Source organism: Cupriavidus sp. 05T313 (genome assembly GCF_056396665.1).
Map to the genome: position 1 here is coordinate 14,015 of NZ_JBFTLX010000006.1, position 13,022 is coordinate 27,036.

Annotated in this window: 10 protein-coding genes; 8 read left to right on the forward strand and 2 right to left on the reverse strand. The window is 66.5% G+C overall.

Annotation, left to right across the window (positions count from 1 at the left end):
- Positions 1-32: 32 nt before the first annotated feature.
- Positions 33-818 carry a DUF4410 domain-containing protein gene (locus tag AC1DKD_RS02400; RefSeq protein ID WP_441628328.1) on the forward strand — a complete coding sequence of 262 codons (786 nt, stop codon included), beginning with the start codon at positions 33-35 and terminating at the stop codon, positions 816-818.
- Between the two features lie 114 nt (positions 819-932).
- On the opposite strand, the gene AC1DKD_RS02405 is transcribed toward AC1DKD_RS02400, so the two are convergent.
- Positions 933-1,904, reverse strand: coding sequence for a LysR family transcriptional regulator (locus AC1DKD_RS02405; RefSeq protein ID WP_441628330.1), 972 nt, complete (start codon positions 1,902-1,904; stop codon positions 933-935).
- A 217-nt stretch (positions 1,905-2,121) separates the two neighbouring features.
- Between AC1DKD_RS02405 and AC1DKD_RS02410 the strand changes: the two genes are divergently transcribed.
- The 7 genes from AC1DKD_RS02410 to AC1DKD_RS02440 all read left to right on the forward strand — a co-directional run bounded on the left by AC1DKD_RS02410 (position 2,122) and on the right by AC1DKD_RS02440 (position 12,073).
- Complete coding sequence (locus AC1DKD_RS02410) at positions 2,122-3,096, forward strand: Bug family tripartite tricarboxylate transporter substrate binding protein (protein ID WP_441628332.1); 975 nt, start codon at positions 2,122-2,124, stop codon at positions 3,094-3,096.
- A gap of 92 nt (positions 3,097-3,188) precedes the next feature.
- Positions 3,189-4,430, forward strand: a complete 1,242-nt coding sequence (locus tag AC1DKD_RS02415; RefSeq protein WP_477142889.1) for a CaiB/BaiF CoA transferase family protein — start codon at positions 3,189-3,191, stop codon at positions 4,428-4,430.
- A gap of 5 nt (positions 4,431-4,435) precedes the next feature.
- Positions 4,436-5,206 carry an enoyl-CoA hydratase/isomerase family protein gene (locus AC1DKD_RS02420; RefSeq protein WP_441628336.1) on the forward strand — a complete coding sequence of 257 codons (771 nt, stop codon included), beginning with the start codon at positions 4,436-4,438 and terminating at the stop codon, positions 5,204-5,206.
- Positions 5,207-5,298: 92 nt separating this feature from the next.
- Entirely contained in the window at positions 5,299-7,686 is a 2,388-nt protein-coding gene (locus AC1DKD_RS02425) for an acyl-CoA dehydrogenase family protein (protein WP_441628338.1), read from the forward strand.
- 49 nt (positions 7,687-7,735) lie between these two features.
- Positions 7,736-8,731 carry a Bug family tripartite tricarboxylate transporter substrate binding protein gene (locus AC1DKD_RS02430; RefSeq protein WP_441628340.1) on the forward strand — a complete coding sequence of 332 codons (996 nt, stop codon included), beginning with the start codon at positions 7,736-7,738 and terminating at the stop codon, positions 8,729-8,731.
- A 257-nt stretch (positions 8,732-8,988) separates the two neighbouring features.
- Positions 8,989-9,477 (forward strand): GNAT family N-acetyltransferase, encoded by a 489-nt coding sequence (locus tag AC1DKD_RS02435; protein WP_441628342.1) that lies wholly within the window; start codon positions 8,989-8,991, stop codon positions 9,475-9,477.
- A 61-nt stretch (positions 9,478-9,538) separates the two neighbouring features.
- Positions 9,539-12,073 (forward strand): ankyrin repeat domain-containing protein, encoded by a 2,535-nt coding sequence (locus AC1DKD_RS02440; RefSeq protein WP_441628344.1) that lies wholly within the window; start codon positions 9,539-9,541, stop codon positions 12,071-12,073.
- Between the two features lie 19 nt (positions 12,074-12,092).
- Here AC1DKD_RS02440 and AC1DKD_RS02445 read toward each other — a convergent pair whose 3' ends face one another.
- Positions 12,093-12,821, reverse strand: a complete 729-nt coding sequence (locus tag AC1DKD_RS02445) for a TetR/AcrR family transcriptional regulator (RefSeq protein ID WP_441628346.1) — start codon at positions 12,819-12,821, stop codon at positions 12,093-12,095.
- Positions 12,822-13,022 lie beyond the last annotated feature (201 nt).

Sequence of the window (13,022 nt, forward strand, 5' to 3'; positions counted from 1 at the left end):
TGACGGCACGATGGTGCCGAGGACGGATCGACATGCAGACTTCATTCAAATCCCTCGCAGACCGCGCCACGCGCGTGGCGGTTGCAGCTTTCGCGACGGCATCGCTCTTGACGGCGGGCTGTGCCTGGGGCGATACAGGTGTGAATCAAGGCGTGAATCAAGGCGTGAGCCAGGCCAGCGTCCAGGCGCAGGTGCGCGCGGACGTCATCTATGTGTATTCGTTCGATGCGAGCCCGGATCAGGTGAAACTGGACAGCGGCATGGGCCAGAAGCTGAAGACGATGGCCGCTGGCGGTTCGGCCGCCAGCGAGCAGTCCCAGAAGGCGCGCGAAGCGCGTGAGCAGGTGTCTGACGAAATCGTGCGCAAACTGCAGTCGATGGGGCTGCACGTGGTACGCGCGGACGGCCCCGTGCCCGCGGACAGCAATGCGCTGATCGTCGAGGGAGGCTTCCAGAAGATCGATGAGGGTACGCGCCGGCGTCGCTTGCTGGTCGGTCTTGGCGCCGGCAAGAGCGAGGTTCGCGCATCGGTCCAGATCATGTACAAGCCCGCGAACGGTTCGCCGGTGCTGCTGCGAAGCTTCTCCGCCGATGCGGACAGCGGCCACATGCCGGGCGTGGCCGAGACTGCCGGCGTCGGCGCGGCCGCGGGCCATCTCGCGGAGTCCGCCGCGGCGGACTCGGGCCTGCATGGCATGTCCGAGGCGAAGCGCGACAGCATTTCCGCGGATGCCGCGCGGTTGGGCGATTCGATTGCGAAACAGGTGGCGGCCGCGATCTCTGCGAACGGATGGATGCCGGTCGGGCAGGCGGATTGAGGGGAGCATGCGAGCAATGCGCGGCCGCTGCCTGGACCAAATGGCTGATCCCGGATACGGATTTGATCTGGGCGACTTGTCTGGTCTTGTGACTTGTTGAGGCGGCAGGCCGCGCTATGTCGCTGTTTGTTGTCTGGCATGCATGACCGCTGGCCAGCTGCCATCCGCAATCAGGGCATGCACGGTTTCCACCAGCAGTTCCTGCACCGCGGACGCCGCAATCGACAGCGGCATGGTGGCCGAGCGGCACAGGTAGACCGGGCGTGAAACGGCTGGCTGACCGATGCGTGCTGCCGACAGCAGACCTTGGAGCACTTCGGAGGAGACCGACGCGTAGGAGAGCACCGTGTAGCCGATACCCGCCGACGCCAGTGCAATCAGCTCCGGGATGGTATTGACTTCGGCCAGGATGCGCAGGTCGACTTCGTGTGCCCGCAGATAGCCGTCGAGGAGGGCGCGAAGTCCGTGCTCACCGGCAGGCAGGATCATTGGATACTTGCTCAGGTCCCGGAAGCGGACAGTCCTGGTCAGCGGCATGGCGCTTTTGCCGCCGCTGGCGAACTGCCCCGCTGGCGCCACAAGGACAAGATCCTCGTCTACCAGATGGCTGCACAGCAGGCCGGAATCGGTCTTGTTCTGGAACGTCAGGCCGATGTCGATATGTCCGGTCAGCAGGTGGCTGGGGATGTAGCCCGTGCTGAGTTCAATGACTTGCAGCCGCACCTTGGGCCAGCGCCGGATGGTCTCCCGGACCAGCGGAACCGTCAGGATCTTGGCCATCGATTGCGGCAGGCCGATCGCCACCCGGCCCTCGGGATCGTTCATCACGTCACGCACGTGCTCGCAGGCAATGTCGAGTCGCCTCAGGATGTCGCGGGCGTGAATCGCCAGGCGCTGGCCAGCCGCGGTCGGCACCACGCCCTTGTGACTGCGCGTGAACAACGCCACGCCCAGCGCTTCTTCCAGATGCCTGATCTGGATACTCAGGGCGGGTTGCGCGATGTGCAGGACTTCCGCCGCACGAGAGATCGAGCCTGCCGTCGCCACGGCAAGGAAGCACTGCAACCCACGCAGATCTACCGGCATTCCCAATGCTGTCTCCCATCATCGCTGCCGGTGCTATGCCGGCGCGTGCGACTGCGCCAGTCCAGTCTCGCAACCCCCCGGTTCCGAGGGTATATCGCGAAATGATAGCCGGCATAAAGAATATATCTTGGACATATATCCCGCGGAAAGCAATAGTGCGGTCCTGGGCCCGCCGCGCGGCGTACGCGGATCGGCGCCGACATTGATGGGAGATGTGATGAGAATCACTCGCCGTACTTTTTTGGCAGGCACAGGTGTCGCGCTGTTGTCGCGCCCGCTCCTGGCGAGCCAGTGGCCCTCGCGGCCAATCCGGCTGGTCGTGCCATTTGCGGCCGGCGGGCCCGGTGATTTCGTGGCGCGGCAGATCGCCTTGCCGCTGGCACAGAGGCTTGGCCAGCCGGTCGTGGTGGAGAACAAGCCCGGAGCCGGCGGCAACCTGGGTACGCAAAGCGTCCTGGATGCGAGCGCCGATGGCTATACGATCCTCCTCAACACCGTAGGCATGCATGCCGTCAACCCGCTGATGTTTCCCGACCTGCGCTTCCAGCCACGGCGCGACCTGACGGCCGTCGGCGTGATCGCCACCGTGCCGAACGTGCTGGTGGTACACCCCACCAAGCTCGATGTCAGCGGCCTGGGCGACCTGGTCCGGCTTGGCCGGCAGCGGCCGGACCGCCTCAGCTACGCTACCTATGGCGCCGGCAGCTCCCCGCACATCTATGGCGCCCTGCTGTTGAAGGAGGCCGGATTCAGCGCCGTGCCGGTGCCCTACAAGGGCAGCGCGCCAGCCAGCAGCGATGTCATGGCGGGCAATGTGGACTTTCTCTTTGACAGCATGACCACATGCATCGGCCAGATCAAGGGCGGCAAGCTCAAGGCGTTGGCAATCACCTCGGCCGCCCGTTCCCCCCTGCTGCCGGATGTGCCGACTCTGCAGGAAGCTGGCTACCCGGCGCTGGACCTCAAGTTCTGGCTTTCGCTGCAAGTCTCGGCCAGGACACCGGGCACTGTCGTGAGGGCGCTGCGCGAGGCCGTTGCCGAATGCACCCAGGATGCCGCCTTCGGCAAGGCCCTGGTTGCGCGCGGCGCCGAACCGTTCCAACTGGCGCCGGCGGACGTCCAGGACTTTGTCAACCGCGATTCCGCACGCTGGACGGCGCTGGCGCGTTCCATCGACATCAAGCCCGAATAGGGTAGCCCGCGGGGCCGCGATCCGGCCCCGTACGTTGGCACCATGCCGCGCGCGGTACGGTGCCGGCATCGAACCGCTCCGGATGGATACACATGACTGGACTACAGGGAATTCGCGTACTGGACCTGAGCAAGGTGCTCGCCGGCCCGCTGTGCGGCCAATACCTGGGAGAGCTGGGTGCCGAAGTCATCAAGGTCGAGCCGGTGGGCCGCGGTGATGACACGCGCGCGTGGTTGCCACAGGACCGCGGCGAGTCTGCCACCTTCCTGGCCGTCAACCACAACAAGCGCAGCCTGGCGGTTGACCTGAAGACCGGGGAGGGCAGGCAGATCGTGCAAACGCTGGCGGCCCGCGCCGACATCGTGCTGCAGGGCTTCGGCAGCGGAGCCGCCGCCCGGCTGGGCGTGGWCTACGAGACGCTGTCGGCGCGGAACCCGGCGCTGATCTACTGCGAAATCTCAGGCTACGGGCGTGCGGGGCCGTTAGGCAAGGAGCCTGGCTACGATGTGATGCTGCAAGCGTTCAGCGGAATGGTCAGCACCATGGGCGAATCCGGCGGCAAGCTCGCGCGCGCGAGCTTCTCGCCAGTGGACCTGGGTACCGGCATGCACGCTCTGAGCGGCATCCTGGCCGCGCTGCTCGAGCGCCAGAAGACCGGCAAGGGCATGCTGCTGGAGGTGTCGTTGCTGGACACGGCCATGGGGTTCATGGGCTATCTGGCGCAGAACTACTGGTGCAGCGGGAAGCTGCCACGGCCCATGGGAACAGCGCATCCAGCCATGGCGCCCTATCAGGTGTTCGAGGCCGCCGACGGGCCGGTCATGATCGGCGTCGGCAACGATGCCCAGTGGCGGCGTTTCTGCGCGGTTGCCGGGCTGCATGACGCCGTCGACGCACCCCGGTTTGCCACCAACGCGGCACGCGTCGCGCACTTCGACGAAACCGTGGCCATGGTGCAGGCGCGAATCGTCACGCAGCCGGTTGCGTACTGGCTGGATGCGCTGCGCAAAGCCGGCGTGGCTTGTGCCCCGATTCATACGCTGGGTGAGGCGCTGGCGCATCCGCAGCTGGATGCGCGCGGCCTGATTGTCGAGTCCGAGCACCCGGTGCTCGGCAAGATCCGCAACATCGGCCTGCCAGTCCGCTTTCGCGGTGAAGACCGCAAGGCAAACCGTCCGCCCCCCCTGCTCGGCGAGCACACCGATGAGGTGTTGCGCCAGGCTGGCTATGGACCCGGCACCATTGCCGAACTCAAGGCCAGCGGCGTGGTCGCTGCCGCCAACGCCCCCGAAGCCAGCCTCGGGCCCACAGCTTTGCCACTTACGGACCAGTGACTGCCATGTCTTCCGTTTCCTATGAGGTTCGCGACCGCGTCGCGGAAATCCTGCTCGACAGCCCACCCGTCAACGCGCTGAATGAAGAGATGATTGACGCCTTGCTGCAGGCGCTGTACCGCGCGGCCGAAGACAGCGCGGTACGCGCGGTGATCCTTGGCAGCGCGGTGCCACGGCGATTCTGCGCCGGGCTGCAGCTGGGCGAATTGGTTGGCGCTTCGCCAGCACGCAGCTACGCGCTGGTCGACAAGCTGTACAACGGCTTGTGCGATGCGCAATTCCGCCTTGGCAAGCCGTCCATTGCAGCGGTTGGCGGCACCGCGCGCGGCGGTGGCATGACATTGGCCATTCACTGCGACATGATTGTCGCCGCCGATACGGCTTCCTTCGGCTATCCGGAAATCGATGTCGGGCTGACGCCGGCCATTCACTACACACATCTGCCTCGCATCGTTGGCCGGCACCGCGCCTTTGACCTGCTGTTCACGGGGCGCACCTTTGACGCAGAGGAAGCCATGTCATTGGGGCTGGTCAGCCGCGTGGTTCCCGAGCAGGACGTCATGGAAGAGGCGCGCGCACTGGCGCAGGTCCTGTGCCGGAAGTCGCCGGAGATCATGCGGATGGGGCGGCTGGCATTCATGCGTGCGAACGACTCCGACTACCGTCGCGGCGTGGCTACCGCTGTCGAGTCGTTTGGCAACGTCATCGCGACCGAAGATGCAAGAGAGGGCCTCGCGGCGTTCGTGGAAAAGCGCAAGCCCCGCTGGCAAACCTGATATCCGGCAATCGGCAATCGGCATTCGGCAATCGCCGATAAGCGCCACGCGGACCCTGTTGCCCGAATCGAACCTCCATGAAGGAACAGAAGATGTCGCACCTGTCAGACACCGGATCGGTTCAACGCACTGACGAGGCATTCCGCAAGGAAATCCGCGCCTTCCTGCGGGACGCGGTGCCGCCCGATATCCGCGCTGCGACGCGCGCCCATTGCCTTGTCACCCGGGAGCAGGCGGCCCGATGGCATCGCATTCTGCATGCGCGCGGCTGGGCGGCGCCGGGTTGGCCGGCCGGGCACGGCGGGCCGGGATGGTCGCTGGTGCAACAGGCCATCTTCCGGGAGGAGCTGGCGGCCAGCGATGCGCCATATATCGAAAACCTCGGCATCGATACCATCGGCCCAACCTTGATCCGCCACGGCACACAGGAGCAATGCCGCCGATTCCTGCCCGGGATGCTCTCCTTTGACGATTTCTGGGCACAGGGCTATTCGGAGCCCGACGCCGGCTCGGACCTGGCCGCGCTGCGCACCACGGCACGCCGCGATGGCGACGCATGGATCGTGAATGGCTCCAAGATCTGGCAAAGCCTGGGGCATTGGGCCAACTGGGCCCTGGTGCTGGTACGCACCGATCCGACCGCGTTGCGCAAGCAGGATGGCATCTCCGTGCTGCTGATCGACTTGCGCTCACCCGGCGTGACGGTACGGCCGATCCGCTATATCAACGGCGCGTTGTTCCACGTCCAGATGTTCTTTGACGATGTGAGGGTGCCTGAAGCCAACCTGGTCGGCAAAGCGGACGGCGGATGGGCCATCGCCAAGGGACTGCTGGTGATCGAACGCCTGTTCGTGGCTCGGGTGGCTGAGTGCAAGGCGGAGTTGGCCCGCGCCGCGGAACTGGTCCGGGCGCGGCGCAATGAGGAAGGCCAGCCTGGGAACATGGAGCACGCCATTGAGCATGCCCTGGTCGCGCGCCGCCACGCCGCGTTGGACATTCGCCTGCGCGCGCTCGATGCGGCGTGGTGGCCGGCCGTGCGGCAGGCAGCGGACGGGGGCAGTCCCGACCTCGAAGCGTCCCTGCTGAAACTCGAAGGCATTCAGTTGCTGCAGGATCTTCATCTGTTCCGCATGGATGCGCATGGTGCCGCCTCCATGCCGTTCGATCCTGAAGCGTTGGAAGGCCGGCCGCAAGCCGGGCAGGAGCCCTCGGCCCACGCAGGCAACACGACTCTGCATATGTGGCGCTATCGTGGCAGCTCGCTGGCGGGCGGTTCCTCGGAGATCCAGCGCCAGATCGTTGCAAAGGCAATATTTGCCGGGCAGACCGAGCTCGACCGGCCGCGCAACGATCATCTCGGCGAAGAGCAGGCCATGATGGCCGATACCGTGCGCCGCTGGCTGGATGGCCACTACAGCTTCGAGCGCCGGCAGAAGATCATCGGCATGCAGGGCGGCTTCGACAATGAGGCCTGGGCAGGTCTCATCGGTCTGGGCTTGACCAACCTGGCAATGCCGGAAGCGTTTGGCGGCCTGGGCCGGTCCATGGAAGACCTGTTGCCTCTAATGGAAGCACTGGGGGAAGCGCTCGTGCTGGAACCTCTTCCGTGGAGCGCGGTACTCGGGGTCCAGGCCCTTCTCGCGCTGCCGGCCAGCACCACGCGCGATGCGCGGCTGGCGGCGCTGGCCAGTGGCGATGCGCGTTGCGCGGTGGCCTGCGGCGATGAGCCCGTCGCGGGGCGGGCGCTGCGCCCGACGATCACCGCGCGGCGGGTTGGTGGAGGCTGGCAGCTCGATGGTCTCAATCCACTGGTAATGGGTGGCGCCCAGGCGCACCACTTCATCGTCGCCGCGAAGCTGGAAGACGGCAGTCTTGGGGTATTCGACGTGCCGGCGGAAGCCGGTGGTGTCGTGGTACGCGCTTATCAGCTCCACGACGCGCGCGGCGCGGCTGACGTGCGGCTGGACGGCCTTGCGCTGGCGGCCGGCGCCTTGATCGGCCGGGGGGACGACGCGTTGGCGGCAATGGAGCATGCCATGGCACTGGCCACCATCGCCCTGTGCGCTGAAAGCGTCGGTGCCATGCGGCGCGTGCTGGGCATCACCGTCGAGTACCTGCGCACACGCAAGCAGTTCGGACGCACCCTGGCGGAACAGCAAGTCTTGCAGCATCGCGTGGTCGATCACTATCGCGCCTGGAGCGGTGCACGTCATCTGGTGCGGCGGGCATTGATCGGCTGGCATGCCGCGCTCCCCGGCGAACGCAGGCGCCGGGTCAGCGCGGCCAAGTACCTGTCCGGCATGGCTGGTCGCGCTATCGCGTTTGATGTCTTGCAGCTGCATGGCGCTGTCGGACTGCAACACGAGACGCCGGTCAGCCATTACAGCAAACGGCTCATCGGCAATGAGCTGCTGCTCGGCAATGCCGCCATGCACCTTGGCCGCTTCGCCGAGGCCGCGGATGCGGCACCCGTGCCCTGACATGGATCGGTCGGAGAATCCGAAGCAGTACATCCAGGAGACAAACAGTATGAGAGCACTCTGTCCATCGGGACGTCCGGTAGTGTCCTTCGCCTGCGGCCTTGTGGCGCTGGCGTTTTCCGCTGTCGCGGGTGCGCAGTCCGAGACCGCCTGGCCGACACGACCGGTCACGATCGTCGTACCGGGTGCGCCTGGCGGTACGATCGACATTCCCATCCGCCTGCTGGCATCAAAGCTCGGTGCACGCCTGGGCCAGCCCATCGTCGTCGACAACCGACCCGGCAGTGGCGGCATCATCGGTACGCAAGCCGCCTTGCGTGCGCCGGCCGACGGCTATATCCTCCTGGCCGGCAACGTTGGCCCGCAAGCCATCAACTACAGCGCCTACAAGCGCCTCACGTACCAACCATCGGATTTGACGCCGATTACCGATGTCATTGCCTTTCCCAATGTCCTGGTGGTCAATGCCCAGTCGCCGGTCAAGAGCGTGGCTGATCTTGTCGCCCAGATGAAGCAACACCCCGGCAAGCTGTCCTTCGGCTCCGCGGGCATCGGCCAGACCAGCCACCTGGTGGGCGAACTCTTCAAGATACGCACCGGCACGGATGCCATTCACGTGCCATACAAAGGCTCCACGCCTGCCACGACCGCCTTGCTTGCGGGGGAAACGACGTTCCAGTTCGACAATCTGACGCAGGCGCTGCCATATATCCGCTCCGGCAAGCTGCGCGCACTAGCGGTGGCCGCGGCGCAGCGCGTGCCGAGCCTGCCCGATGTGCCGACCATGGAGCAGGCCGGATTTGCCAATTTCGTCTCGACGGCATGGATTGGCATCTTCGTCGCTGCAAAAACGCCTCCCGCCGTCGTCAGCCAGCTGGAACACCACCTCGCGGCAGCCATGCGCGATCCCGACCTCCTGTCACAGCTGCGGCAAATGGGTGGGATTCCGGGCGGGCAGTCACCGGCAACGTTTTCCGCCTTTGTGGCTGGCGAGCGGGAAAGGTGGGGAGAAGTCATTCGCGCATCGAACATGACGCTTGATTGACGAATATGTCTACCGCCGACTCCCCGACCCCGCCGTAGCCGGGCAGGGCGCGCGGAAGCCGTGGCTACGCCGAACGCGGGCCAGGGAAGTCGGGTTTGTGCTTCTCCATGAAGGCGCGCGCCCCTTCGCGGGATTCCCCGGCGCCGTCATGCAGGCTGTGCGCCTCGGATAGAATTTGATGCGCCGCCATGGCGCCGGTGCTGACCGGCCGGGTGCCGCCGGGTAGCTGACAGCCATATCAACTTTCGAAATCCAGCATGAACATTGCGCTTGAAAGCCCGACGCAAGCAGAGGTGATCCGGCTTATCGACGAACTCGACGCGTACCAGAAGCCCCTATATCCGCCGGAGAGCCATCACGGCATCGATATCGAGGCGCTGTCGCAACCCAACGTGCTGTTTGCCGTGGTGCGGGACGGGCAGGGCGTTGCCGTCGGTTGCGGCGCGATCGTCTTGCAGCCGGAGTTCGGGGAAATCAAGCGCATGTACGTGCGCCCGGAACATCGCGGCGGCGGCATTGCGCTGGCCCTGCTGACCCGGCTCGAAGGCGAAGCTATCGCCAGGGACTGCCCGCGCTTCGTGCTGGAGACCGGCGTGAGCCAGCCCGAGGCACTCGCCCTGTACGGCCGGGCGGGTTACGTCCGGTGCGGGCCGTTCGGAACCTACGCCGACGACCCCCTCAGCGTGTTCATGCAAAAGGACGCGGCCCGGCCGGCCGGCCAGACCGCGGCCACACGGAGCAAATAGCCCTGGCGGTGACGCGCGGGCCGGGTATCATCTGCCTCGCTCGTCACTTTGTCCAGTCAGGATGTTCCGTACTCCCCCCATCATTTGTTCCCGACAAGGCCGCCGCGTTGCCCGGCTTTCCCGCGTGCTCGGCGCCGTGGCACTGGCGTTCGCCTGCACCGCCGGCATGCCGCCTGCCGCGCTGGCCTACGATATCGGCGAAGTCATCGACGCCATGCGCCTGGGCCGGTATCCCCTGAACGCGCCGGAGCGGCGCGTGTGGGGCACCGAGAACGCGCGCGATGCGCTGCTGGTCGGGCAGGTCGAGAACCGCTTGTTTTTCTATCGCTACCTGCGCGAAGGCGGGACATACGCGCTGGCGTTCCGCTCGCCGGCGCTGGTGATCGATCCGGACGCATGGCGTGCGTCGCGCGAGGAGAGGGTGACGGTGGCCCAGCCCAGGGGCGAACAGGTTTTCTACTGGGTGGCCTATGCCTACAGCGAATCCGATGGCAAGCAGGTGAACGGCTACCTTGTCGACGCCACGGGCGAGGCCGCCACGGTGCGCGCCGATGCCGGCACGGCCACGGTGACGAGCACGCGGCCCTGGGACGCGGCACGACAGGCCCAGGCCATGGCGACCTTGCGCGGCGCCCTGGTGAGCTATCCGAGCCGGCTTGCGGCCGTGCCGCCCGATGTGCGCTTCGTGCAGCAGGCGCCCGCCGATACGCTGGCGGCCTTCCGCGCGCTGCACCAGGCGGCGCGTGCCATACCCCGCGCGAAGACGGCGGAATTCGGCCGCGCGCTGGCGCAGCTGCGTACCTTCGTCATGGAGCACGACTACCGCGAGATCGATCCCGGGGGCGAAAGCGCCGGCACGCTGCTCGCCTTGAACGACTATGCATTCTGGCTGGCCGAGACAGGCGACGCGGCCCAGGCCGACCTGATCCTGGGCGAGGTGCTGCGCCGGGACCCGTCACGTACCGCCGCCTACCTGAACCGCGCGGATGCCCGCTGGCAGCAAAGCGGACGCGAACGCGAGCCGCAAAGGCGCGACTATTACCTGGCGCTGGCGCGCGAGGACTACCGCCAGTACTGCACCCTGCGGATGGCGTCGAATACGGCCATCCCGTCTAACGTGGCAGCCCGCATCGGCGCCGCGCTGGGCGAGCCGGCGTTGACGCCGGCCACGTGCCGGCCGCGGCTGGAGATTTTCGCGGCGATCAAGGCGGGCGACCTGGAAGCGGTGCGCGCGCAGCTTGCGCGTGGCCAGGATCCGGACGGGGTCAACGAATATGGCGTGTCGGCGCTGGGCTCGGCGGTGTACCACAAGCAGGCGGAGATCGTCCGCACCTTGCTGGCAGCCGGCGCCAAGGCGGACGGGCCGGGCACGGGCCGGGCCATGCTGGCCGGCGCCATGCCGGTCGGGCGCGATACGCGTCCCCCGGCGCAGCGCTACGCCATCGCCGACATGCTGCTGGCGGCGGGCGCCTCGGTGGAGGCGCCCGACCACAACGGCACGCCCTTGCTGATCACGCGTACGTCCTACTACGGCGACGATCGCGACACGCTGGAGTACCTGCTGTCCCACGGCGCCAACCCGAACGCGCGCGACAAGCAGGGTCGCAGCGTGCTGCACGCAGCCATCTCCAACTACCGTACCCGCTGGTTCGCCGAACAGTTGCTGGCCAGGGGCGCCGACATCAACGCGGCGTACATCCGCATGTATTACGGCGCTAGCCCCCAGTGGGAAACGCCCTTGCTGGAGGCGCTGCGCGCGTCGTACGCCGAGTTGAAGCCGGGCGCGGCCCTTGCCGTGCCGGAACGCGTGGCCTTTGCGCTCGATCATGGCGCGGATGCTTCGGTGGGCGGCTACGGCGTCAAGACCGGGGTGGCGCGCAACGGCATGGACGAAGCGCTGAGCCTGTCCGCGCGCTACCTGCAGCCGGCGCTGGTCGACCGGCTGGCGCAGGCTTCGCGCAAGCCGGCGGCGCCGCTCACCAGCGAGCCCATGTCGGCGCTGTTGCGTACGTGGAGCGAACTGGAGTTGCGCGCGGCCGCCAGCAAGGAGAGTCCTGCCTGGGACGGACTGCGGGCCAGCGCGCGTGCCGTGGGCGAGCGGATGGTTGCCGCCGGCGTCAGCCTGAAGTACCTGGACAGCGCGCAAGGCATGAAGAACAACGGCATCGCGCCGCTGAGCTTGCCGTGGCTGCCGGACGACCTGTACCTGGCATGGCTGAAGGCAGGTGCCGACCAGACCGACCGCACCGATGCGGGCGTGCGTATCGCAGGGGTGGACCAGCCCGATGCCTTGCCGCTGGTGACCATGATGATGATGGGCCAGCAAGCCAAGGTGAAGATGCTGCTTGCACACGACGGCGCGCTGTATCGCGACCCGCGGCGCTGCGGCATGGCGGTGGCGGACTTGTTGTCGTGGCGGTTGGGCCGTGGCGCCGAGGCCAGTCCGGAGCTGGCGGGCGCGGTTAGCCAGGTGATGGATGGCGCTGCCAGGGCCGGCAACTGCGATATGAGCATGACGGCGCGCGCCAGGCCTTTTGCCGGCGAGCGGGCCGACGAGCTGGCGCGGCGCGTGGCCGGGAGCGTTGCCGTCCGGTAGACGCGGCGCGGTCGCGGAACTAGCCGGGCTTTGCCGTACGCCGTCTGCCTGGCCGGTGTGCTGCCATGCCATTCATCAGCACATCGATGACCTGTTCCGCATGCTGGTCCGCCTGCGCGGGCGTCATGGGCCCCACGCCATAAAGCCGCTTCAGCAGATGGGTAGCCGATTGCACCGCCGTCAGCATGGCGGTCATCATGACGCTGGCATGCTCAGCCGGGTAGGGCTTCAGCAATTCCGCCGCATGGCACTCCGCAATCAGCGCATCGAGCTTCTCATGAAACGGCTTCATGTAGTTGTCCACCAGCCAGTCCAGTCGTGGACCGTCCTGCGCGACTTCCATGAGGACAAGGGAGTGCGCTGCCGGATGCAGGATATTGCTCACCGCGAAGGCCCTTAGCGCGGCTTGCAAGCGGGCGAGCGGATCCGAGCGATCGAGCGCATCCGCCGCTTGCCTGGATGCGGCAAGGGATCCCGCGTACGCATTCTCCACTACCGCGCGCCAGAGCCCTTCCTTGCTGCCAAAGTGGTAGTTCAGCAGCGGTTGCTTCACGCCCGCGCGGTTGGCGATGGACAGGACCGAGGCGCCGTCGAATCCTTTTTGCGTGAACTCGCTCTCGGCGGCTTCGATCAGACGCTGTCGCCCCGATACCTCGACCGCGGGGGAGGCGGGTGTCGTGGCGGCGGATGCTTCGGTGGCGCGCTTTCGGGCGGGAGTCTTGGTGTGCCGGCTATCGACAGGGGGCATGGTGGCTCAGGACGCGTTTCGCTCACGGTAACGATCCCGGCATTCTCCCACATGCCTGGGGCTTGCCCCCTGGCATCTGCCTGGGTGGCAGCTTCGCCGGGCTCTCCCTTCGCGTCCTCATCGAAGTCTCACTGATATAAGTATAAGTACCAGTGTGATCTTGACTTATACTTGTATAAATTCACGTCCCAAGGCGGCCGT

Excerpts from the sequence above, each read along its gene's own strand:
- AC1DKD_RS02400 (WP_441628328.1), top strand. The coding sequence starts at position 33 with ATGCAGACTTCATTCAAATCCCTCGCAGACCGCGCCACGCGCGTGGCG.
- AC1DKD_RS02405 (WP_441628330.1), bottom strand. The coding sequence starts at position 1,904 with ATGCCGGTAGATCTGCGTGGGTTGCAGTGCTTCCTTGCCGTGGCGACG.
- AC1DKD_RS02410 (WP_441628332.1), top strand. The coding sequence starts at position 2,122 with ATGAGAATCACTCGCCGTACTTTTTTGGCAGGCACAGGTGTCGCGCTG.
- AC1DKD_RS02420 (WP_441628336.1), top strand. The coding sequence starts at position 4,436 with ATGTCTTCCGTTTCCTATGAGGTTCGCGACCGCGTCGCGGAAATCCTG.
- AC1DKD_RS02425 (WP_441628338.1), top strand. The coding sequence starts at position 5,299 with ATGTCGCACCTGTCAGACACCGGATCGGTTCAACGCACTGACGAGGCA.
- AC1DKD_RS02430 (WP_441628340.1), top strand. The coding sequence starts at position 7,736 with ATGAGAGCACTCTGTCCATCGGGACGTCCGGTAGTGTCCTTCGCCTGC.
- AC1DKD_RS02435 (WP_441628342.1), top strand. The coding sequence starts at position 8,989 with ATGAACATTGCGCTTGAAAGCCCGACGCAAGCAGAGGTGATCCGGCTT.
- AC1DKD_RS02440 (WP_441628344.1), top strand. The coding sequence starts at position 9,539 with ATGTTCCGTACTCCCCCCATCATTTGTTCCCGACAAGGCCGCCGCGTT.
- AC1DKD_RS02445 (WP_441628346.1), bottom strand. The coding sequence starts at position 12,821 with ATGCCCCCTGTCGATAGCCGGCACACCAAGACTCCCGCCCGAAAGCGC.